Origin of the sequence: Klebsiella sp. 4_1_44FAA, from assembly GCF_000238715.1 — a bacterium.
In the GTDB taxonomy this organism is placed as follows: Bacteria; Pseudomonadota; Gammaproteobacteria; order Enterobacterales; family Enterobacteriaceae; genus Klebsiella; species Klebsiella pneumoniae.
On record NZ_JH414799.1, the window covers coordinates 29490 to 50601 of the forward strand.

Annotated in this window: 21 protein-coding genes and 1 pseudogene; 9 read left to right on the forward strand and 13 right to left on the reverse strand. The window is 61.1% G+C overall.

Translation table 11 applies throughout. From position 1 onward, the window contains the following. Positions 1 to 16: 16 nt before the first annotated feature. Genes HMPREF1024_RS20280 through HMPREF1024_RS20265 form a run of 4 tightly spaced genes read left to right on the forward strand, consistent with a single transcriptional unit; the run spans position 17 to position 5548 of the window. On the forward strand, positions 17 to 685 hold the full coding sequence (locus tag HMPREF1024_RS20280; RefSeq protein WP_004144586.1) for a fimbrial chaperone EcpB: 669 nt from the start codon (positions 17 to 19) through the stop codon (positions 683 to 685). 25 nt (positions 686 to 710) lie between these two features. Further along, entirely contained in the window at positions 711 to 3236 is a 2526-nt protein-coding gene (locus HMPREF1024_RS20275; RefSeq protein WP_009307882.1) for a fimbrial biogenesis outer membrane usher protein, read from the forward strand. Further along, positions 3226 to 4869 carry a fimbrial adhesin EcpD gene (gene ecpD, locus HMPREF1024_RS20270; protein ID WP_009307883.1) on the forward strand — a complete coding sequence of 548 codons (1644 nt, stop codon included), beginning with the start codon at positions 3226 to 3228 and terminating at the stop codon, positions 4867 to 4869. Before HMPREF1024_RS20275 ends, ecpD begins: the two co-directional genes overlap by 11 nt. After that, positions 4838 to 5548 (forward strand): fimbria/pilus periplasmic chaperone, encoded by a 711-nt coding sequence (locus HMPREF1024_RS20265; protein ID WP_009307884.1) that lies wholly within the window; start codon positions 4838 to 4840, stop codon positions 5546 to 5548. The genes ecpD and HMPREF1024_RS20265 overlap by 32 nt, the downstream gene beginning before the upstream one ends. A 3-nt stretch (positions 5549 to 5551) precedes the next feature. On the opposite strand, the gene HMPREF1024_RS20260 is transcribed toward HMPREF1024_RS20265, so the two are convergent. Genes HMPREF1024_RS20260 through HMPREF1024_RS20245 form a run of 4 tightly spaced genes read right to left on the reverse strand, consistent with a single transcriptional unit; the run spans position 5552 to position 8609 of the window. Continuing rightward, positions 5552 to 6241: an amino acid ABC transporter permease gene (locus HMPREF1024_RS20260; protein WP_004178714.1), complete on the reverse strand. Its 690-nt coding sequence runs from the start codon at positions 6239 to 6241 to the stop codon at positions 5552 to 5554. Continuing rightward, the gene (locus HMPREF1024_RS20255) at positions 6231 to 6983 is read right to left on the reverse strand and encodes an amino acid ABC transporter permease (RefSeq protein ID WP_009307885.1); all 753 of its coding nucleotides are present in this window, start codon (positions 6981 to 6983) and stop codon (positions 6231 to 6233) included. Before HMPREF1024_RS20255 ends, HMPREF1024_RS20260 begins: the two co-directional genes overlap by 11 nt. Beyond that, complete coding sequence (locus HMPREF1024_RS20250; RefSeq protein WP_004151355.1) at positions 6980 to 7798, reverse strand: amino acid ABC transporter ATP-binding protein; 819 nt, start codon at positions 7796 to 7798, stop codon at positions 6980 to 6982. The genes HMPREF1024_RS20255 and HMPREF1024_RS20250 overlap by 4 nt, the downstream gene beginning before the upstream one ends. 1 nt (position 7799) lies before the next feature. After that, positions 7800 to 8609 carry an ABC transporter substrate-binding protein gene (locus tag HMPREF1024_RS20245; RefSeq protein WP_002890106.1) on the reverse strand — a complete coding sequence of 270 codons (810 nt, stop codon included), beginning with the start codon at positions 8607 to 8609 and terminating at the stop codon, positions 7800 to 7802. A 334-nt stretch (positions 8610 to 8943) separates the two neighbouring features. Here HMPREF1024_RS20245 and HMPREF1024_RS30505 point away from each other — a divergent pair, with 334 nt between their 5' ends. After that, positions 8944 to 9114 carry a hypothetical protein gene (locus tag HMPREF1024_RS30505; protein WP_002890108.1) on the forward strand — a complete coding sequence of 57 codons (171 nt, stop codon included), beginning with the start codon at positions 8944 to 8946 and terminating at the stop codon, positions 9112 to 9114. A gap of 116 nt (positions 9115 to 9230) precedes the next feature. Here the strand turns inward: HMPREF1024_RS30505 and HMPREF1024_RS20235 are convergent, their stop codons facing one another. Genes HMPREF1024_RS20235 through HMPREF1024_RS20215 form a run of 5 tightly spaced genes read right to left on the reverse strand, consistent with a single transcriptional unit; the run spans position 9231 to position 13762 of the window. Next, positions 9231 to 9926 carry an ABC transporter ATP-binding protein gene (locus HMPREF1024_RS20235; protein WP_002890126.1) on the reverse strand — a complete coding sequence of 232 codons (696 nt, stop codon included), beginning with the start codon at positions 9924 to 9926 and terminating at the stop codon, positions 9231 to 9233. Next, positions 9919 to 10701, reverse strand: coding sequence for an ABC transporter ATP-binding protein (locus HMPREF1024_RS20230; RefSeq protein WP_004183132.1), 783 nt, complete (start codon positions 10699 to 10701; stop codon positions 9919 to 9921). The genes HMPREF1024_RS20235 and HMPREF1024_RS20230 overlap by 8 nt, the downstream gene beginning before the upstream one ends. Continuing rightward, the gene (locus HMPREF1024_RS20225; protein WP_004144594.1) at positions 10688 to 11737 is read right to left on the reverse strand and encodes a branched-chain amino acid ABC transporter permease; all 1050 of its coding nucleotides are present in this window, start codon (positions 11735 to 11737) and stop codon (positions 10688 to 10690) included. The genes HMPREF1024_RS20230 and HMPREF1024_RS20225 overlap by 14 nt, the downstream gene beginning before the upstream one ends. Continuing rightward, positions 11737 to 12636, reverse strand: a complete 900-nt coding sequence (locus HMPREF1024_RS20220; RefSeq protein WP_002890128.1) for a branched-chain amino acid ABC transporter permease — start codon at positions 12634 to 12636, stop codon at positions 11737 to 11739. The genes HMPREF1024_RS20225 and HMPREF1024_RS20220 overlap by 1 nt, the downstream gene beginning before the upstream one ends. A 19-nt stretch (positions 12637 to 12655) precedes the next feature. Next, a complete protein-coding gene (locus HMPREF1024_RS20215) occupies positions 12656 to 13762 on the reverse strand; it encodes an ABC transporter substrate-binding protein (protein WP_004147267.1) in 1107 nt (368 codons plus the stop codon). Between HMPREF1024_RS20215 and HMPREF1024_RS31130 the strand changes: the two genes are divergently transcribed. Further along, positions 13755 to 13898 (forward strand): hypothetical protein, encoded by a 144-nt coding sequence (locus HMPREF1024_RS31130; RefSeq protein ID WP_020804790.1) that lies wholly within the window; start codon positions 13755 to 13757, stop codon positions 13896 to 13898. The genes HMPREF1024_RS20215 and HMPREF1024_RS31130 overlap by 8 nt on opposite strands. A gap of 439 nt (positions 13899 to 14337) precedes the next feature. Here HMPREF1024_RS31130 and eutC read toward each other — a convergent pair whose 3' ends face one another. Genes eutC through eat form a run of 3 tightly spaced genes read right to left on the reverse strand, consistent with a single transcriptional unit; the run spans position 14338 to position 17888 of the window. Beyond that, a complete protein-coding gene (gene eutC, locus HMPREF1024_RS20210; protein WP_004183137.1) occupies positions 14338 to 15114 on the reverse strand; it encodes an ethanolamine ammonia-lyase subunit EutC in 777 nt (258 codons plus the stop codon). Further along, the gene (locus HMPREF1024_RS20205; protein ID WP_009307886.1) at positions 15111 to 16499 is read right to left on the reverse strand and encodes an ethanolamine ammonia-lyase subunit EutB; all 1389 of its coding nucleotides are present in this window, start codon (positions 16497 to 16499) and stop codon (positions 15111 to 15113) included. The genes eutC and HMPREF1024_RS20205 overlap by 4 nt, the downstream gene beginning before the upstream one ends. A 9-nt stretch (positions 16500 to 16508) precedes the next feature. Beyond that, the gene (gene eat, locus HMPREF1024_RS20200) at positions 16509 to 17888 is read right to left on the reverse strand and encodes an ethanolamine permease (RefSeq protein WP_009307887.1); all 1380 of its coding nucleotides are present in this window, start codon (positions 17886 to 17888) and stop codon (positions 16509 to 16511) included. 62 nt (positions 17889 to 17950) lie between these two features. Here eat and HMPREF1024_RS31135 point away from each other — a divergent pair, with 62 nt between their 5' ends. The 3 genes from HMPREF1024_RS31135 to mmuM all read left to right on the forward strand — a co-directional run bounded on the left by HMPREF1024_RS31135 (position 17951) and on the right by mmuM (position 20490). Further along, positions 17951 to 18079: a hypothetical protein gene (locus HMPREF1024_RS31135; RefSeq protein ID WP_048333111.1), complete on the forward strand. Its 129-nt coding sequence runs from the start codon at positions 17951 to 17953 to the stop codon at positions 18077 to 18079. Positions 18080 to 18161: 82 nt separating this feature from the next. After that, a complete protein-coding gene (gene mmuP / locus HMPREF1024_RS20195; protein WP_002890161.1) occupies positions 18162 to 19571 on the forward strand; it encodes an S-methylmethionine permease in 1410 nt (469 codons plus the stop codon). Continuing rightward, positions 19558 to 20490: a homocysteine S-methyltransferase gene (mmuM, locus tag HMPREF1024_RS20190; protein ID WP_009307888.1), complete on the forward strand. Its 933-nt coding sequence runs from the start codon at positions 19558 to 19560 to the stop codon at positions 20488 to 20490. The genes mmuP and mmuM overlap by 14 nt, the downstream gene beginning before the upstream one ends. Positions 20491 to 20768: 278 nt before the next feature. Here mmuM and HMPREF1024_RS20185 read toward each other — a convergent pair. Next, positions 20769 to 21112: pseudogene (locus HMPREF1024_RS20185) on the reverse strand (IS1 family transposase); the annotation flags it as partial.

The following is a 21112-nucleotide window of genomic DNA, read 5'->3' on the forward strand; positions in this document are numbered from 1 at the left end:
CACGGACGGAATTGTTATGAAAAAGCACCTTCTGGCCCTCGGGCTGCTGCTTGCCGGGGTGTCGCCGGCGCAGGCGCTGGATGTCGGCGATATTTCATCCTTTATGAACAGCGGCAGCAGCACGCTGAGCAAAACGATCAAGAACAGCACAGACAGCGGTCGACTGATCAATATCCATCTCGAACGGCTCTCTTCCCCGCTGGACGGCGGGCAGGTTATCCCGATGGACAAACCGGATGAGGTATTGCTCACTCCCGCCAGCCTGCTGCTACCCGCCCAGGCCAGCGATGTGATCCGCTTCTTCTACAAAGGCCCGGCGGATGACAAAGAGCGCTACTACCGCATTGTCTGGTTCGATCAGGCGCTCAGCGATGCCCAACGCGATAACGCCAACCGCAGCGCGGTGGCCACTGCTTCCGCCCGCATCGGCACCATCCTGGTGGTGGCGCCCCGGCAGGTGAACTATCGCTTTCAGTACGCCAACGGCTCTCTGACCAACACCGGGAATGCGACGCTGCGGATCCTCGCCTACGGCCCCTGCCTGAAGGCCGCCGATGGTAAGGAATGTAAAGAGAATTACTACCTGATGCCGGGTAAATCGCGCCGTTTTACGCGCGTGGACACGGCGGATAAAAAAGGACGGGTGGCGCTTTGGCAGGGTGAGCAGTTTGTTCCCGTGAAATAGACAGCTGTGCAGATGGATAACGACGATGCCTCTACAACGGATTACCCCAGGACTGAAAACGCGACTTGCCTTCGGCATGATCTTTTTGTTCGTTCAGCCCGACGTCAGCGCTACCGCCGCAGGCGCGCAGCAGATTGGCGGGGTGATTATTCCGCAGGCCTTCAGCCAGGCGCTGCAGGACGGCATGAGCGTCCCGCTCTATATTCATCTCGCCGGCAGCCAGAGCACCCGGGACGATCAGCGGATCGGCAGCGCCTTTATCTGGCTGGACGGCGGCCAGCTGCGCGTTCGGCAGATCCAGCTGGAGGAGAGCGAAGGTAACGCCAGCGTCAGCGAGCAGACCCGCCAGCAGTTGATTGGCCTGGCCAACGCCCCGTTCAGCGAGGCGCTCACCATTCCCCTGACCGACAGCGCACAGCTGGATCTCAGCCTGCGCCAGCTGCTGCTGCAGCTGGTGGTCAAGCGCGAGGCGCTGGGCACCGTCCTGCGCTCGCGCAGCGAAGATATCGGTCAGTCCAGCGTCAACGCTCTCAGCAGCAACCTGAGCTATAACCTCGGCGTCTATAACAACCAGATGCGTAACGGCGGGAGCAACACCTCCAGCTACCTGTCGCTGAACAACGTCACGGCGCTGCGGGAGCATCACGTGGTGCTCGACGGCTCGCTGTACGGCATCGGCAGCGGTCAGCAGGACAGTGAATTATATAAGGCCATGTATGAGCGCGATTTCGCCGGCCACCGCTTTGCCGGCGGGATGCTTGACACCTGGAACCTGCAGTCCCTGGGACCGATGACCGCTATTTCGGCCGGTAAGATTTACGGCCTTTCCTGGGGGAACCAGGCCAGCTCCACCGTCTTCGACAACAGCCAGTCCGCCACGCCGGTGATCGCCTTTCTGCCGGCGGCGGGCGAGGTGCATCTCACCCGTGACGGTCGGTTGCTGAGCGTCCAGAACTTCGCCATGGGCAACCATGAAGTGGATACCCGCGGCCTGCCGTACGGTATTTACGACGTGGAAGTGGAGGTGATCGTCAATGGTCGGGTGGTCAGCAAACGCACCCAGCGGGTCAATAAGCTGTTCAGCCGGGGACGCGGCATCGGCGCGCCGCTGGCGTGGCAGGTATGGGGCGGCAGTTTCCATATGGATCGCTGGTCGGAAAGCGGAAAAAAGACCCGGCCGGCAAAAGAGAGCTGGCTGGCGGGCCTTTCGACCTCCGGGTCGCTCAGCACCCTGAGCTGGGCGGCTACGGGCTATGGCTACGACAACCAGGCGGTGGGTGAAACCCGCCTGACGCTGCCGCTGGGCGAGTCGATCAACGTTAACCTGCAGAATATGCTGGCCAGCGATAGCTCCTGGAGCAGCGTCGGCAGCATTAGCGCCACGCTGCCGGGGGGCTTCAGTTCAGTGTGGGTCAACCAGGAGAGAACCCGCATTGGCGATCAATTGCGGCGCAGCGATGCCGACAACCGGGCGATCGGCGGCACCCTCAACCTGAACGCGCTGTGGTCGAAGCTGGGGACGTTCAGCGTCAGCTACAACGATGACCGCCGCTACAACAGTCATTACTACACCGCGGATTACTATCAGACGGTCTACAGCGGCGCCTTTGGATCGCTCGGCCTGCGGGCGGGGATCCAGCGCTATAACAATGGCGACAGCAGCGCCAACACCGGGAAATATATCGCCCTCGATCTCTCGCTGCCGCTGGGTAACTGGTTCAGCGCCGGGATGACCCATCAGAACGGCTACACCATGGCGAACCTCTCAGCGCGCAAGCAGTTTGATGAAGGCACCATTCGCACCATCGGCGCCAATCTGTCGCGGGCCATCTCCGGCGATACCGGGGATGACAAAACCCTCAGCGGCGGCGCGTATGCTCAGTTCGACGCCCGCTACGCCAGCGGCACGCTGAACGTCAACAGCGCGGCGGACGGCTACGTCAACACTAACCTCACCGCCAGCGGCAGCGTCGGCTGGCAGGGCAAAAACATCGCCGCCAGCGGACGAACCGACGGTAACTCCGGAGTGATCTTCAACACCGGGCTGGAGGACGATGGTCAGATTAGCGCCAGGGTTAACGGGCGGATCTTCCCGCTCAGCGGCAAGCGTAACTACCTGCCGCTCTCTCCCTATGGTCGCTATGAGGTGGAGCTGCAGAACAGCAAAAACTCGCTCGACAGCTACGACATCGTCAGCGGGCGCAAGAGTCATCTGACCCTTTATCCGGGCAACGTCGCGGTGATTGAGCCAGAGGTGAAGCAGATGGTCACCGTCTCCGGCCGTATTCGTGCAGAAGACGGCACGCTGCTGGCGAATGCGCGGATTAACAACCATATCGGCCGTACCCGCACCGATGAAAACGGCGAGTTTGTCATGGACGTGGATAAGAAATACCCCACTATCGATTTCAGCTACGGCGGCAATAAAACCTGCGAAGTGGCGCTGGAGCTCAGCCAGGCGCGCGGCGCCGTCTGGGTGGGGGATGTGGTCTGCAGCGGCCTCTCGTCGTGGGCGGCGGTGCAGCAGTCAGGAGAAGAGAATGAAAGTTAATGCACTGATGGCGCTGGCGATCCTCGCGCTGCTCTGGCCGGCAGCAGCGCTCAGGGCGGCGGTGACCAAGACCACCTGGTCGGATGCGCCGGCGCGCGAGTTTGTGTTTGTGGAAAACAACTCCGACGACAACTTTTTCGTCACCCCCGGCGGGGCGCTGGATCCGCGTATGACCGGCGCTAACCGCTGGACCGGCTTAAAATACACCGGCTCCGGGACCATCTATCAGCAGAGTCTCGGCTATATCGATAACGGCTACAACACCGGGCTCAATGCCAACTGGAAGTTTGATATGTGGCTGGAAAACTCACCGGTTTCACACCCCTTAACCGGCCTGCGCTGCATCAACTGGTACGCCGGGTGCGATATGGCTACCAGCCTGATCCTGCCGCAGACCACCGACGCCAGCGGGTTTTACGGCGCGACGGTGACCAGCGGCGGCGCGAAGTGGATGCACGGCATGATGTCGGACGCCTTCTATCAATATCTGCAGCAGATGCCGGTCGGCGGCAGCTTTACGATGACCATCAATGCCTGTCAGACCTCGGTGAACTACGATGCCAGCAGCGGCGCGCGCTGTAAGGATCAGGCCTCCGGTAACTGGTATGTGCGCAACGTCACCCACACCAAAGCCGCGAACCTGCGGTTGATTAATACCCACTCGCTGGCGGAGGTGTTTATCAACAGCGATGGCGTGCCGACCCTCGGGGAAGGGAACGCCGACTGCCGGACGCAGACCATCGGCAGCCGCTCAGGATTAAGCTGTAAGATGGTCAACTATACCTTGCAGACCAACGGCTTAAGCAACACCTCGATCCATATTTTCCCGGCGATCGCCAACTCGTCGCTGGCCTCGGCCGTCGGGGCGTACGATATGCAGTTCAGCCTCAACGGCAGCTCATGGAAGCCGGTGAGCAATACCGCCTATTACTACACCTTCAACGAGATGAAGAGCTCAGACTCGATCTATGTTTTCTTCTCCAGCAACTTCTTTAAACAGATGGTGAACCTCGGGATCAGCGATATCAACACCAAGGATCTGTTCAACTTTCGCTTTCAGAACACCACCTCGCCGGAGTCAGGCTGGTATGAGTTTTCCACCTCCAACACGCTGATTATCAAGCCCCGTGATTTCAGCATCAGCATTATCTCCGACGAATATACCTCGGCGCCGTCGCGCGAGGGGTATGTCGGCAGCGGCGAACCGGCGCTCGATTTCGGCTACATCGTCACCACCAGCGGTAAAACGGCCGCCGATGAAGTGCTGATCAAGGTGACCGGACCGGCGCAGGTGATTGGCGGGCGTTCCTACTGTCTCTTCAGTTCCGATGACGGTATGGCGAAAGTGCCGTTCCCGGCGACGCTCTCTTTTATCACCCGCAGCGGCACGACTCAGACCTACGATGCCGGGTGCGATGACAGCTGGCGGGATATGACCGATGCGCTGTGGCTGACCACGCCGTGGACCGATATCTCCGGCGAAGTGGGGCAGATGGATAAGACCACGGTGAAATTTTCGATTCCGATGGATAACGCCATTTCGCTGCGGACGGTAGACGATAACGGCTGGTTTGGCGAAGTCAGCGCTTCAGGAGAGATTCATGTCCAGGCGACGTGGCGCAACATTAACTAAGGCCCTGCTGACGGTGGGCTGCCTGCTGGCAGCGCCGCTGGCGCAGGCGATCTCGGTCGGCAACCTGACCTTTTCCCTGCCGGCTGAAGCGGATTTCGCCAGCAAACGGGTGGTCAACAATAATAAAAGCGCGCGGCTGTACCGCATCGCCGTCAGCGCCATCGATCGCCCGGGCGGCAGCGAAGTCCGCTCCCGGCCGGTGGATGGCGAACTGCTGTTCGCCCCCCGCCAGCTGGTGCTGCAGGCAGGTGAGAGCGAGTATTTTAAATTTTACTATCATGGGCCGCGGGATAACCGCGAGCGCTACTATCGGGTCTCGTTTCGCGAAATCCCCACCCGCAACCTGACGAGGCGCAGCCCGACCGGCGGCGAGGTCAGCATGGAGCCGGTGGTGGTGATGGATACCATTCTGGTGGTGCGCCCGCGCGAGGTACAGTTTAAATGGTCTTTCGATAAGGTGGCCGGGACGGTGAGCAACACCGGCAATACCTGGTTTAAGCTGCTGATTAAGCCCGGATGCGATTCGACCGAAGAGGAGGGGGACGCGTGGTATCTGCGTCCCGGGGACGTGATTCGCCAGCCGGCGCTGCGCCAGCCGGGGAACCACTATCTGGTCTATAACGACAAATTTATTAAGATCAGCGATACCTGTCCGCTGAAGCCCCGTCCCGCGGAGTGAGCCTTATCTGGTGGTCGCGCGGCGGGTAAAGCGCCGGCTGGCCAGCAGGCTCAGACCGCAGCACAGCAGGTAGTACACCGCGCCGGTGAAGACGAAGATCGCCAGGGGATAGATCTGCACCCGGTTGTTGACCTGGCCGGCCACGGTGGTCAGCTCCGGGACGTTGACGATAAACGCCAGCGAAGTGTCCTTCAGCAGGCCGATAAAGATCCCCACCAGCGACGGCTGAACGTTGCGCAGCGCCTGCGGGAGCAGCACCAGGCGCAGCGTTTGCCCGGGAGCGAACCCCTGGGTCAGCGCCGCCTCATACTGTCCTTTCGGCAGCGACTGCAGCCCGGCCAGCACCGAGTGCATCACCGAGGCGGCGGTAAACCACGCCAGCGCCAGGGTCACGGTCACCGCGCCGGGCAGATCGCCGCCGGTCAGCATCGGCAGCAGATACCACAGCCAGAAGATGACAAATATCAGCGGGATGCCGCGGATAATTTCCGCCCACAGAAACAGCAGACGCCGCACCAGCCCGCCGTAGCGCCAGGCCAGGCCCGCCAGCGCAATGCCTCCCGGCAGCGCCAGCAGGGTGGCGCCGATGGCCATCAGCAGGGTCAGCGCCACGCCGCCGGGCTGGCCCTCCGCCAGTCGGCCCCACAGCAGGTAATCGAGGTTATCGGCGATCACCGCCAGATTAGCGTTCATGTCGGGCGCTCCGTTGCAGTTTTCTTCCCGGGCCGAGACGCGTGAGCGCCACGCCCATCGCCACCCCCAGCGCCAGGTACAGCGCGGTGCCGACGGCAAACGCCTCCAGGGCGTGCGCGTTATAGCTCTCAATCTGCCGCACCTGATAGGTCAGTTCCGCAAAGCCGATGCCGCTGGCCAGCGATGAGAGTTTCATCAGGTTAAGATACTGGCCGACAATCGGCTGCCAGGCGTTGGCCAGCCCCTGCGGCAGGAGGATAAAGCGCAGCTCCTGCCACGGCGTAAAGCCCTGCGACAGCGCGGCTTCCCGCTGCCCGTGGCTGACGGCGCGCAGTCCGGAGGCGATCTCTTCCACCAGAAAGGCGGAGGTAAAGACCCCCAGCCCCCACATCGAGCAGAGGAACTCCGGCGTCAGCCACCAGACGTTGCCCGGCAAAATGGACCAGGCGTGTTCGTCGTTCACCACCTCCTTCACCGCCAGCGGCAGCAGGTTCCAGGCGGCAAAGTACCAGAACAGCAGCTGGACCAGCAGCGGAGTGTTGCGAAACAACGAGACCCACGCGGCCACCAGTCCGCGCCCCGCGCGTCCGCCGCCGAGGCGCAGGGCCAGCAGCAGGACCGCCAGCAGGGTGGCGAGCAGGATCCCGGCGACGCTGACCCAGATGGTGGTGAGAAAACCAGAGATAATCCATTGCAACGGCTGCCCGCTCAGGACGCCGTGCCAGTCAAGCATCGGCGTCACTCGAGGCTCTCCTGGTGCAGCGGATCCAGCACCTTCTGCAGAAAACGCCGCGCGCGGGCATGCTGCGGATGGGCGAAAAACTCAGCCGGCGGGGCGACTTCGAGGATGTCGCCGCCGTCGATAAACACCACCCGGTCGGCAATTTCGCGGGCAAACTGCATTTCGTGGGTCACCACCAGCATGGTGATCCCGCTGTGGGCGAGGGTTTTCATCACCTGCAGCACTTCGCCGATCATCTCCGGGTCGAGCGCCGAGGTGGGCTCATCGAACAGGATAATCTGCGGCGAGGAGGCCAGGGCGCGGGCGATGGCCACCCGCTGCTGCTGGCCGCCGGAGAGCTGCGCCGGCATCTGCTGCGCTTTTTCTTCCAGTCCGACCTGACGCAGCAGCGCCAGCGCCCGCGCCTGAGCCGCGCTTTTTTCCCAGCCATGAACGCGCTCCAGCGCCAGAGTGATGTTCTCCTGCGCCGTCAGGTGGGCATAAAGGTTGAACTGCTGGAAGACAAAGCCGACGCGGCTGCGCAGCTGGCGCAAGGCGCTGCCGCTCAGCCGGCTGGTGGGTTTGCCGTCGATCAGGATCTCGCCGCCGCTTAAGGATTCGAGCTGGTTGATCAAGCGGATCAGCGTCGATTTTCCCGAACCGGAAGGGCCGAGGATCGCCACCACTTCGCCGGGCTCGACCTGCAGGTTGATGGCGTTAAGTACCTGATGATCGCCGTAGCGCTTGGCCACATCACGGAACGTAATGCTGGCGCGCTGCAGACGTGAAAAATCCGCGGCCGGAGCCGCGGAGTGGGAGAGTAAACCCGAGAACATATTATTTCGCTTCTATGGTAAAGGCGCGCGGCTGCGGCGTTTTGGTGGCAGGGCCAAACCAGACATCGTAAATTTTCGCGGCTTCGCCGGTTTTCTCCAGCTTCACCAGCTCATCGTTGACGGCCTTCAGCAGGGCCGGTTCGCCTTTCTTCACGCCCACGCCAATCTCTTCTTTGCTGAGCAGGTCGGGCAGAATTTTAAACTTGGCTTTATCCGGCGCTTCCGCCAGCAGACCGGCGAGGATGGTGCTGTCCTGGGTGATGGCCTGGACGTTGCCGTTGCGCAGGGCGGTCAGGGCCAGCGGAATATCGTCATAGGAGAGGACGCGAGCCTGCGGGAAACGCTGGTGCAGGGCCTGTTCGCCGGTGGTGCCTTTCACCGCGCCGATGCGCGCTTTGCTGTACTCATCGAGCTTATCCGGAGAGCCGGCCGGCACGAGGAACTGCTGGCCGGTGACGAAATACGGCGTTGAGAAATCAATAACCTGGGCCCGCTCCGGGGTGATGGTAATGTCGGCGACGATCAGGTCGGCTTTGCCGGACTGCAGCAGCGGAATACGGTTGGCTGGGTTGGTGGCCACCAGCTCGAGTTTGACGCCGAGCGCTTTCGCCAGCGCCTGGGCAAAGTCAACGTCGTAGCCGACGATATGGTGGGTTTTGGCGTCCACGGAGCCGAACGGCGGGTTGGCGTCGAAGGTGGCGACTTTTACGACGCCGGCGGCTTTGATGTCAGCCAGCTGGTCCGCCTGTGCCTGCGAGGCGAGCAGCAGCATACCCAGCGCCAGTGCGATTTTTGTGGTTTTATTGCGCATAGTTTTTCCCCTGAATCCCTGTTTTGTTTTGTGGACATCACGCTCCCACAAATTGCCCGTCGGCGGCAAAGAAGAAAAAATTCTTATCTATAACCAAAAAGAACTTAACAAACCTATGGGTATTCTTTATGCGTCGCTGGCGTTTTACGAGGACGACAACGACTGCCGGGCGGTCCCCTCTCCCTCAGGGAGAGGGCCAGGGAGAGAGTGATAGGACCGGGGGTAATATGCGCCAGCCAGGATTGCAAATTCGGAATTAATATTTCCCGCGCCCGGCCAACTGTGGTTGAAATAGACCCAGGCGATTCGCTTCCCGACAGAGGAGAAAACGAAAGTGGCATTGTGGCAACGGTTAACGGGCTGGCTGGCTTTTTTGTCCAACGGTGAAGCCGGACAGCAGGATACCCAGCGCGTCATGGAGGCGATCCTGCCGGTAGCCAGCCTCTACGGCGTGGACATTGGCAACGTGGAAACCCGGTGGTTCCGTCATGATAAGACATACTGAGCGACGCAGGACGCGAGAAGCCTACTGGAACGAGGTGTGCTTTGTGTAGCAAGAGACTGCCTGAGGTTGCGGCCTCGCAGGAGGCGCCGCCGCAGCCCAGGCAGTTTTGACCATGCCTATCCCCCCAGATACATCCGCTTAATTTCCGGATTAGTCAGCATCTCCCGCGCCGCGCCTGACAAGGTGATCCGGCCATTCTCCAGGACATACGCCCGATCGGCGATCGCCAGCGCGGCCGTCGCATTCTGCTCCACCAGCAGCACCGTCATATTCTCTTCGCGCAGTTGCTTAATGATGCCGAACAGCTCGCCGACAATTTTCGGCGCCAGCCCGAGGCTCGGTTCATCCAGCATCAATAACACCGGCTCGCTCATCAGCGCCCGGGCGATGGCCAGCATCTGCTGCTCGCCGCCGCTCATGGTGCCCGCCATCTGATGGCGCCGCTCCTTGAGCCGCGGAAAGAGGGCGTACATGCGATCGCGCAGGCGGGCGTAGCCGGCGAGATTATTGTAAGCGCCCATGCGCAGGTTCTCTTCGATGGTCAGGTTGGTAAAGACGCGCCGTCCCTCCGGCACCAGCGCCAGCCCGCGACGCACGATCTGGTGGGTCTGGCTGCGTGAGATATCGTCGTTGAGGAAGCTGACGCGCCCACTGGAGCGCACCAGGTTGACGATCCCGTTCAGGGTGGAGGTTTTACCGGCGCCATTGCTGCCAATCAGGGTGACGATTTCCCGGTCATAGACGTCGATATCGACGCCCTTCAGACCCTGGATCACGCCGTAAAAGACCTTCAGTTCCCGGGCGTTAAGCATAATTGGCTTCTCCCAGATAAGCGGAAATGACGTCCGGATGCTGGATCGCCTCGGCCATCAGGCCGCTGAACAACGGCTTACCGTACTCCAGAACCATCACCCGCTCGCACAGGCGGTTGACGAAGGGCATATCGTGCTCGATTAACAGGACGCTTAGCTGATAGTCATGGCGCATGCGGAAGATCAGCTCCGCCAGATCCTCGGTCTCCTTCGGGTTCATCCCGGCGGCCGGCTCATCGAGCAGGAGCAGCTTCGGCGCGGTGGCCAGCGCGCGGGCGATCTCCACTTTGCGCTGGTTGCCATAGCTTAGGTTTGTGGCCTGCATATGGGCGAAGTGGGCGATGCCGATATCCTCCAGGATGGCCATCGCTTTGGCTTTCGCCGCCCGCTCGGCCGGAAAGTAGCGACCAATATGCAGGGCCGCCTCCAGCAGCGAGTAGCGGCTGGCGCGGTCGAGCCCGACCATCACGTTCTCCAGCACCGTCATGGAGTTAAACAGGCGGATATTCTGGAAGGTGCGGGCGATCCCGGCGTTCACCACCTGGTTGGGCTTCAGCCCCTTCAGCGACGTGCCCGCCAGGGTGACGCTGCCGCTGGTGGGTTTATAGTTGGCGGTAATGACGTTAAACAGGGTCGTTTTGCCCGCGCCGTTAGGGCCGATAAGGCCAAAGATCTCCGACTCGTCAACATGGAAGCTGACGTTGTCGATGGCCCGCAGGCCGCCGAACTGCATGGTGACGTCCTGCACCTGCAGGATAACGTTATTTTCCGCCATAGCCGCCGCTCCTTCTTCCGGTCTGCCAAATCTCTTTTTTCCCCAGCAGCCCCTCGCGGGCGAAGAGCATGATGATCAGCAACAGCAGGGAGAAGACCACCATTCGCAGGCCCGGGTACGCGCCGAGATCGTGACCGAAGAACTGCAGCGGCTGATCGAGGAAGCGCAGCCACTCGCCGCTGCCGACCACCAGCACGGTGCCGAGCAGGGCGCCGGTGGTGCTGCCGAGCCCGCCGAGGACGATAATAATCAGCAGCTGGAAGGTGAGCATAAAGTCGAACAGTCCCGGGGAAATGGTGGTCAGCAGGGAAGCCAGCAGACCGCCGCCGATCCCTTCGAAGAAGGCGCTGGTGGCGAAGGCGCAGGTTTTAATGCGGAAGGTGTTGACCCCCATAGCGATCGCCGCATCTTCATCGTCGCGAATAGCTTTCATCATCCGGCCATACTTCGACCACACCAGCTGGAGGATCATGCCGGTGGCCAGCAGGGCGAACAGTCCGCACCAGAACAGGAGATGCGGCTGCTGCGGAATATCGTTCAGCCCGATGGCGCCGTTGGTGATTTGCGGGTTGTTAATGGCGAGGATCTTGATGATAAACCCAAAGCCGAGGGTGACAATGGCCAGGTAGTCGCCACGTACCCGGAAGACCGGCACGGCGAGGCACACCGCCAGCGCCGCCGCGCACAGGCCGCTTATCAGCAGGGCAGGGAGGAAGCCCGCGTGCAGGCTGAGGATCCACGGGCTGGGGGCGGCCATTTCAAACATGTCTACCTTGCTGTCGCTGGAGAGGATCAGCAGGGCGGTGACGTAGGCGCCCACCGCCACGAAGCCGTTCGGCTCCAGCGACAGCTGGCCGGTCACGCCGTTGATCAGGTTGTAGCTGACCGCGAGGATCATAAAGATAAAAATGGTGCTGATGACACGAACAATGTAGTCATTGAAAACCACGTTGATTCCGGCCAGCAGCGCGATACAGATGACAATAATGACCAGGTTGCGCAGCTGCGCCCCGGCGGTCGTCGTCGCGTTGAGCATCAGAAACGGCTCCTTTCCAGACGTTCGTCGCCCATAATGCCGACCGGGCGGAACAAGAGGACCAGAATCAAGAACAGGAAGGCGAAAGCGTCTTTATAGCCGCCCAGTTCGGGGAAGATCGCCACGGCGACCACCTCGGTAAAACCGAGGATAAAGCCGCCCAGCACCGCGCCGGTGACGCTGCCGATCCCGCCCAGCACGGCGGCGGCGAAGGCCTTCAGGCCGATAAGCACGCCCATCAGGGGATCGATCGTCGGGTAGCTGATGGAGTAGAACACGCCGCCGAGCGCCGCGAGACTACTGCCGAGGGCGAAGACCAGGGAGATGATCCGGTTGGCGTCAATGCCCATCAGGCGCACGGTGTTGACGTCAAAGGCCACCGCGCGGATCGCCATCCCATAGCGGGTGCGGTACAGCAGCCAGAGGATCGCCAGCAGCAGCAGGACGGTGATCAGCGGCACAATCCACGCCACGTTGGTAATGATGACGCTGCCGAAGGCCCGGGTCTGGTTGAAAAAGTCAGGGGCGGAGAAGAAGCGCGAGCTGCCGCCAAACAGTACGTTAAACAGGTTTTCGAGAAAGAAGCTGACGCCGATGGCGGTGATCAGCATGGAGATTTTCGAGGCCTGACGCAGCGGACGATAGGCGACCCGGTCAATCAGCATACCAAACAGGCCGCACAGCCCGAGGGTCAGGAAAACGGCTACCCCGAAGGGTAGCCCAACCGAAGAAAATAAAAACAGCGTACTAAACGCGCCGACCATCATCACGTCCGCATGGGCGAAGTTGATCAGCCGCAGCACGCCATAAACCATCGTATAACCGATGGCAATCAGGGCGTACATGCCCCCAAGACTCATTCCATTGACCACTTGCTGGAGAAAAATGGCGCCGTCCATTTTGTAGCCTCGTCACAACTTAAGGGTTAACCACGGTACGAAACGCCAGCTTGCCATCTTTCACTTCGTTGATGACCGCGCTGCGAATGGCATCGCCGTTCTGTAACGTCAGCGTGCCGGTCACCCCCTGGAAATCTTTGGTGGCGCGGATTTTTTCATTCACGCAGACCCGATCGTGGGGATCGCTGCACTGGTTCATGGCGTTGACGATGACGTTATAGGCGTCCGCCGCCATTGCGCCCCAGGTATGGGTCGGCTGCTGGTATTTGGCTTCCCAGGCTTTGATGAAGGTTTCCCCCGCCGGGGTCTGCTCTTTGGCGTTCGGCGAGTAATAATCGGTGGTCATATAGCCGTTGACCGCGTCTTTACCGACATCGAAGAAGACCTGATCCGCGGCCAGACCGTCGCCGCCCACCACCGGTTTGTTGAGCCCCAGTTGTTTAGACTGCACGGCAATCAGCGCCCCTTCGGTGTAGTAGATCGGCATGTAAATCATGTCGACATTCTTCGCCTTGACGCTCGCCAGCTGGGCTTTAAAGTCCTTGCTGCCGCCCGGGGCCTGGACCTCGATGGGAATGGTGCCGCCGTTTTTCAGGAACTGGGTGCGGAACGCTTTCGCCAGGCCGACGGAGTAGTCGTTGCTGCTGTCAAACACGATGGCGGCGGTTTTGGCTTTCAGATCGCGGGAGGCCAGATTGGCCCCGACCACCCCCTGGAAGCTGTCCGAGAAGCAGACCCGGCTGACGTAGGGATGGTTGCGGGTGACGCGGTCGTTGGTGGCGGTGGAGGAGACCAGCGGCGTTTTGCTGTCGTCGGCGATTTTGGTCATCGCCAGGGTGTTGGAGGAGGTGACTTCCCCGATCACGGCATCCACTTTATCGCTGGAGACCAGGCGCTGCATGGCGTTGGCTGCTTCGACTTTGTCGCTTTTATCATCGATAACGATAAGCTTGATGGTATCGCCATTTTTTAACGTTGGGGTGATGGCCTGAATAATGTCCAGCCCTTTCTGCGACGGCTGGCCATAGCCGCTGAGGGCGCCGCTCAGGGGTAATACCACCCCGATTTTAATTTCCGCTGCCTGCGCGCTGCTGGCGCCGACCAGCGCGGCAACCAGCGTGGCCATTAAAGATGCTTTCCCGGAAAACGATTTCATTGATATTTCTCCGTCGGTCGATTATTTATCTTTAACCATCAATGACTGCATAACATTGAGGAATAATGCGCCAGCGTATCCGGCGAATTATTGGCTGTTATGTTGAATAGATAACGAGATATATACCCTAAATAATTCGAGTCGCATGAAGGCGGCAAGTAAGCGAGTCTCCAGGCGCTTACAGAAGTAAGTGACTGGGGGAGAGAACGCAGCCAACGCACATGCAACTTGAAGTATGATGGATATTTTTAATGCGCTGATTTACCTTACAACGTCCGTTTCGTTTTTACTCATGCAATATTCTTATTACCTGCAGGGAAGGGCATAAGGCTGGCGACAACACGGTTTTTGGTACGGTGAAAGCATTTTGCCGGGGGGCGACTGGCGCCTTACCCGGCCTGAAAAATACGCCATATAAACCGCTGGCACGGCTTCCGTAAACCCGTACCAGCGAAGCGCCGCCGGGCAATTTCAGCACGCGGCGGAATATAAAGTCAGGTGCACAAGATAATATTAAAAATCTATTCTGCTGCTCGCGTGACTTATTATTTTAAAGGGGGCAACGGTTTTATTTTACCATGCAGCGCCGGATTATCGCTTTCATCTTTCAGACCCACCCCGGTAAGCCGGCGCAAAAAAGCCTGCTCCAGCAGCCAGGCCAGTTTAAAGGCGGCGGCGTCATGGCTTAATCCCTCCGGCCGAATATTGGAGATACAGTTGCGCTCAGACTCCAGGCGCTGACGATGAGGCTGCCAGGTGAGGTAGACGCCGAGGCTGTCCGGCGAGGAGAGACCCGGTCGTTCGCCAATCAGGATCGCCACCGCGCGGGCTTTCAGGGTTTCGCCAATATCATCTCCCAGCGCTACCCGCGACTGATGCGCCAGCACCACCGGCGCCAGGCCGATACCCAGCGTCTGCAGATAGGGCAGCAGGGCGCGGATCAACGGCACCGCCTGGCGCTCTACCGCCCAGGAAGAGAGGCCGTCGCCGATCACCAGCAGCAGGTCGGCGGGGCGGACGCCGCTGGCGGCGAGGTCGGCGCGACTCTCATCGGCGAGCTGCCGCCCGAGATCCGGGCGCCGCAGATAGGTATGACGGTCCGGCGCGGCGCTGTGCACCGTCAGGGCCTCGAGGCCGAGCGCCGCCAGCGGCGCCACCAATTGTTGGCTGGCGAACGGCTGATGAATGGCATCCCGCGCTCTGGCATGGGCCAGACCAAAGTTGAGGACTTCGCGGGTCGGCAGACTGGCGCCGCTGCGCCCCAGGGCGATCCGCGCATCGGTAAATTCACGCAGCGGGTTCCAGGCATCGGGACGGTTCATACGGAGGCTCCTTGCGGCAGGACGGACAGCAGCGGATGGCGGGCGTCGGTGAGCCGCAGCGCGCCGTGCGGATCGATAATCTGCATCTTCGCCAGCCAGTCGGCGAACTCCGGGGCATGCTTTAAGCCCAGCAGACGACGGGCGTACAGCGCGTCATGGAACGAGGTGCTCTGGTAATTGAGCATGATATCGTCCGCTCCGGGCACGCCTATCAGGAAGGTGAGCCCGGCGGCGCACAGCAAGGTCAGCAGGGTGTCCATATCATCCTGATCCGCTTCCGCGTGGTTGGTATAGCAGACGTCGCAGCCGATCGGCAGGCCCATCAGCTTGCCGCAGAAATGATCCTCCAGCCCGGCGCGAATAATCTGCTTGCCGTCGTAGAGATACTCCGGACCGATAAAACCGACCACGGTATTGACCAGTAGCGGTTCAAAGTGGCGGGCGACGGCGTAGGCCCGCGCCTCACAGGTTTGCTGATCGACGCCGTGGTGGGCGTTGGCCGACAGGCAGCTTCCCTGGCCGGTCTCAAAATACATCACATTGCTGCCGAGGGTACCGCGCCTGAGGCTGAGGGCCGCCTCGCGGGCCTCCTGCAGCAAGGCAAGATTGATGCCGAAGCCGCTGTTGGCCGCTTCGGTACCGGCCACCGACTGGAACACCAGATCCACCGGCGCGCCGCGCTCAATCAGCTGCAGCGTATTGGTCACATGGGTCAGAATGCAGGACTGGGTAGGGATGGCGAAGCGCTGAATAATATCGTCCAGCATGACGTTCAGCTGCGCCAGCACCGGTAAGCTGTCGCTGGCCGGGTTGATGCCGATCACCGCGTCCCCGGCGCCGTACAGCAGCCCGTCGAGCATACTGGCGGCGATGCCTTTCAGGTCGTCGGTGGGATGGTTGGGCTGCAGGCGTACGCTGAGGTGGCCGGGCAGGCCGATGGTGTTGCGAAAGCGCGTCACCACCTGGCATTTGCTGGCGGCAAGGATCAGATCCTGATTGCGCATCAGCTTACTGACCGCCGCCGCCATCTCCGGGGTGATGGCGCGGGCGACCCGCTGCAGCGTGGCGGTATCGGTAGCATCATCCAGCAGCCAGTCGCGAAAATCGCCGACCGTCAGGTGACGCAGGGCGGCAAAGCCCTGCGCATCATGGGTGTCGAGGATCAGGCGAGTCACTTCGTCCTGCTCGTAAGGGATAAGCGGGTTGTCGAGAATGTCGGTCAGCGGCACCTCGGCGAGGGCCATTTTCGCCGCCATCCGCTCTTCGGCTGAGGTGGCGATAACCCCTGCGAGGGCGTCGCCGGAGCGGGCTGGCGACGCTTTCGCCATCAACGTTTTCAGACTATCAAAGCGCCATACCTGGCCCGATAGCGTGGTTTTATACATGCCGCCTCCTCAGGAGACCGTGCGCAGTTGAGGATCCACTGGCGCCCGTTCACGGGCCGCTGCGGTTTTGCGGAACCACAGGTAGCCGCCGAGCATCATCGCCGCGAAAATCAGCGCCAGCAGCAGGTTATACCAGACCATCGCCACCAGGCAGAGCACCGCCATGCCGAGGGCAAAGGCCGGCGCCAGCGGGTAGAGCGGGGCGCGGAACGGACGGATCAGCTTCGGCTCGCTACGGCGCAGTTTGAACAGCGCCGCCATGGAAGTGATATACATAACAATAGCCCCAAATACCGACATGGTGACGATGCAGGCGGTCAGCGGCATGCCGCTGATGGTGATCAGCGAGTCGGAGAAGATCGCGGCGATACCGACCACGCCGCCGGCGAGGATCGCCAGATACGGGGTGCGCGTGCGGCGGTTGAGGGAGGCCAGCCCGGCGGGCAGATAGCCGGCGCGGGCGAGGGAGTAGATCTGCCGCGAGTAGCCCATAATGATGCCGTGGAAGGAGGCGACGAGGCCAAACAGCCCCAGCCACACCAGCATATGCAGCCAGCCGCTGCCGTTGCCCACCACCGTTTTCATCGCCTGGGGCAGCGGATCGTTAATATTGGACAGCGCGCGCCAGTCGCCGACGCCGCCGGCGAAGACCATCACGCCGATCGCCAGCACCGTCAGCGTCAGAATGCCGCCGCCCAGGGCGCGGGGAATGGTGCGCTGCGGATCTTTGGCCTCTTCGGCCGCCATGGAGGCCCCCTCAATGGCGAGGAAGAACCAGATGGCGAACGGAATGGCGGCGAACATCCCCGGCAGCGCCAGGCCGCTGAAGCTGTCCGCGCCCGCCCAGCCGTTAGTGGTGAAGTGGCTCCAGGAGAAGCCGGGGGCGACCACGCCCATGAACACCAGCAGCTCGAAGATGGCCAGCAGGGTGACGATCAGCTCGAAGGTGGCGGCGATGCCGACGCCGAGAATATTGAGCGTCATAAAGATCACGTAGGCGCCGCAGGCGACCCATTTCGGATCCAGCGCCGGAAACTGCACGTTGAGGTAGGCCCCGATGGCCATGGCGATGGCCGGCGGGGCGAAGACGAATTCAATCAGGGTGGCAAAACCAGCGATAAAGCCGCCGGTGGGCCCGAAGGCGCGGTAGGCGTAGGCGAAAGGGCCGCCAGCGTGCGGGATGGCGGTGGTCAGCTCGGTAAAGCTGAAAATAAAGGCGCAGTACATGGCGGCGACCGCCAGGGCGACGACCATAAACCCCATCGTGCCCGCCTGCGACCAGCCGTAGCTCCAGCCGAAGTACTCCCCGGATATCACCAGTCCGACGGCGATCCCCCATAAACGAAAACTGCCGAGCGTTCTTTTTAAGGTGGTGGTGTGCTCTGTCATACGTATTGCCTCGCCAGATAGAAAGGTGCTGAACGACAGGCTGCAAAGAGAGTGCCAGAACGTTGCCTGCCGCGATAAGGCGTCAGTCCGTGGCGCGCCCGCTGGCGCTGCGCAAAAATGGGGCAGGCTGCACGCTGTCGGCGCGCGCCCTGGTGCAGCGGCTTTGCTTTTTCAACGGCGGCACGGTATAACACTTCTTCTTTTGGATGTTTAGATGTCTATGCGTTTATACGCATCATGACCCGGGCAAGCGGGCTGGCGTGAGAAAATAAAATGCAAAGCACAACACAACAACAAGGTGGGCAGCTGAAGCGCACCATGAAAACGCGCCATCTGATCATGCTGTCGCTCGGCGGCGTGATTGGCACCGGCTTATTCTTCAATACCGGCTATATCATCTCCACCACCGGCGCGGCCGGGACGCTGCTGGCGTATCTGATTGGCGCCCTGGTGGTCTGGCTGGTGATGCAGTGCCTTGGCGAACTGTCGGTGGCGATGCCAGAGACCGGCGCCTTCCACGTTTACGCGGCGCGCTATCTTGGCCCGGCGACGGGCTATACCGTGGCGTGGCTCTACTGGCTAACGTGGACGGTGGCGCTGGGGTCGAGCTTCACCGCGGCGGGATTCTGCATGCAGTACTGGTTCCCGCAGGTGCCGGTCTGGATCTGGTGCGTGGTGTTCTGCGCAGTGATCTTCGGCCTTAACATCATTTCGACGCGCTTCTTCGCCGAAGGCGAGTTCTGGTTCTCGCTGGTGAAAGTGATCACCATCGTCGCGTTTATTATTCTCGGCGGCGCGGCCATTTTCGGCATCATTCCGATGCAGGATGGCTCCCCGGCGCCGGGCCTGCGCAATATCACCGCCGAAGGCTGGTTCCCGCACGGCGGCCTGCCGATCCTGATGACCATGGTGGCGGTGAACTTCGCCTTCTCCGGGACGGAGCTTATCGGCATTGCCGCCGGAGAGACGGAAAACCCGCATAAGGTTATTCCGGTTGCCATCCGCACCACCATCGCCCGGCTGATTATTTTCTTTATCGGCACCGTGTTTGTGCTGGCGGCGCTGATCCCGATGCAGCAGGCGGGAGTGGAGAAAAGCCCCTTCGTGCTGGTGTTTGAGAAGGTGGGCATCCCTTATGCGGCGGACATGTTCAACTTCGTGATCCTGACGGCGATCCTGTCGGCGGCTAACTCCGGCCTGTACGCTTCCGGGCGGATGCTGTGGTCGCTGTCGAACGAGAAGACGCTGCCGGCCTGCTTTGCCAAAGTCAATAAACGGGGCGTGCCGGTGACCGCCCTGTCGGTGAGTATGCTGGGCGGCGTGCTGGCGCTGTTCTCCAGCGTGGTGGCGCCCGATACGGTGTTTGTCGCGCTGTCGGCGATCTCCGGTTTTGCGGTGGTGGCGGTGTGGTTGAGCATCTGCGCCTCGCACTTTATGTTCCGCCGCCGCCATCTGCAGCAGGGTAAGGCGCTGAGCGATCTGCAGTATCGCGCTCCCTGGTATCCGGTAGTGCCCGTTCTGGGCTTTGTGCTGTGCCTGGTGGCCTGCGTGGGCCTCGCTTTTGACCCGAGCCAGAGAATTGCGCTGTGGTGCGGGATCCCCTTTGTGGCCCTGTGCTATGGTGCCTGGTATCTTACTCGTTCACGGAATATGACTCAGGAGCCCCAACATGTCGCAGACTAATCCGTTTACCGCCCTGCTTGCCGCCCAGCCTTTCGTGCTGCTGGACGGCGCCATGGCCACCGAGCTGGAGGCCCGCGGCTGCGATCTGGCCGACAGCCTGTGGTCGGCGAAAGTGCTGCTGGAGAACCCGCAGCTGATCCGCGATGTGCATCTCGACTACTTTCGCGCCGGGGCGCAGGTGGCGATCACCGCCAGCTATCAGGCCACTCCGGCGGGCTTTGCCGCGCGCGGGCTGGATGAGGCGCAGTCCCGGGCGCTGATCGGCAAAAGCGTCGAACTGGCGCGCAAAGCGCGCGAGGCGTACCTCGCCGAGAACCCGCAGGCCGGCACGCTGCTGGTGGCCGGTTCGGTAGGGCCGTATGGCGCGTTTCTCGCCGACGGCTCGGAGTATCGCGGCGATTATCAGCGCAGTGCGGCAGAGTTCCAGGCTTTCCACCGCCCGCGCGTCGAAGCGCTGCTGGATGCCGGCGCCGACCTGCTGGCCTGTGAAACCCTGCCGTCCTTCGCCGAGATCCAGGCGCTGACGGCGTTGCTGCAAGCGTATCCCCGCGCCCGCGCCTGGTACGCCTTTACGCTGCGCGATGCCGAACATCTCAGCGACGGCACGCCGCTGCGCGAGGTGATGACCGCCCTGGCGGATAACCCGCAGGTGGTGGCGGTGGGGATCAACTGTATCGCGCTGGAAAATACCCCCGCGGCGCTGGCGCATCTGCACAGCCTGACGGCCCTGCCGCTGGTGGTCTATCCTAACTCCGGCGAACATTATGACGCGGTGAGTAAGACCTGGCATCATCATGGCGAAGCCTGCGCCAGCCTGGCGGATTATCTGCCGCAGTGGCTGGCGGCCGGGGCGAAGCTGATTGGCGGCTGCTGCCGCACCACGCCGAAGGATATTGCTGAGCTTAACGCGAAGCGCTGAGTTTTGTGCCGGGTGGCGCTGCGCTTACCCGGCCTACACTTTGCGCGAACCGGAGGCCGGGTAAGGCGTAGCCGCCACCCGGCGCCAACCCTCTGCCACTCATCAACCGCACAAAACCAACTATCCTTTCCCGCTTTTGTTCTAAAAACGATTCGCTATTAGCCAGAATTTTTAATTACTTCATCTCCCTCCTGATGCCGGAAATACTGCACCTATAACAACTCAGGGGAAGCAGACATTATGGCATTCACATCGCGAATTACGGTAATGACTCCAACTTACTGATAGTGTTTTATGTTCAGATAATGCCCGATGACCTTGTCATGCAGCTCCACCGATTTTGAGAACGACAGTGACTTCCGTCCCAGCCTTGCCAGATGTTGTCTCAGATTCAGGTTATGTCGCTCAATGCGCTGAGTGTAACGCTTGCTGATAACGTGCAGCTTTCCCTTCAGGCGGGATTCATACAGCGGCCAGCCATCCGTCATCCATACCACGACCTCAAAGGCCGACAGCAGGCTCAGAAGTCGCTCCAGTGTGGCCAGAGTGCGTTCACCGAAGACGTGCGCCACAATCGTCCTCCGTATCCTGTCATACGACGTAAAACNGCCAGCGCTGACGT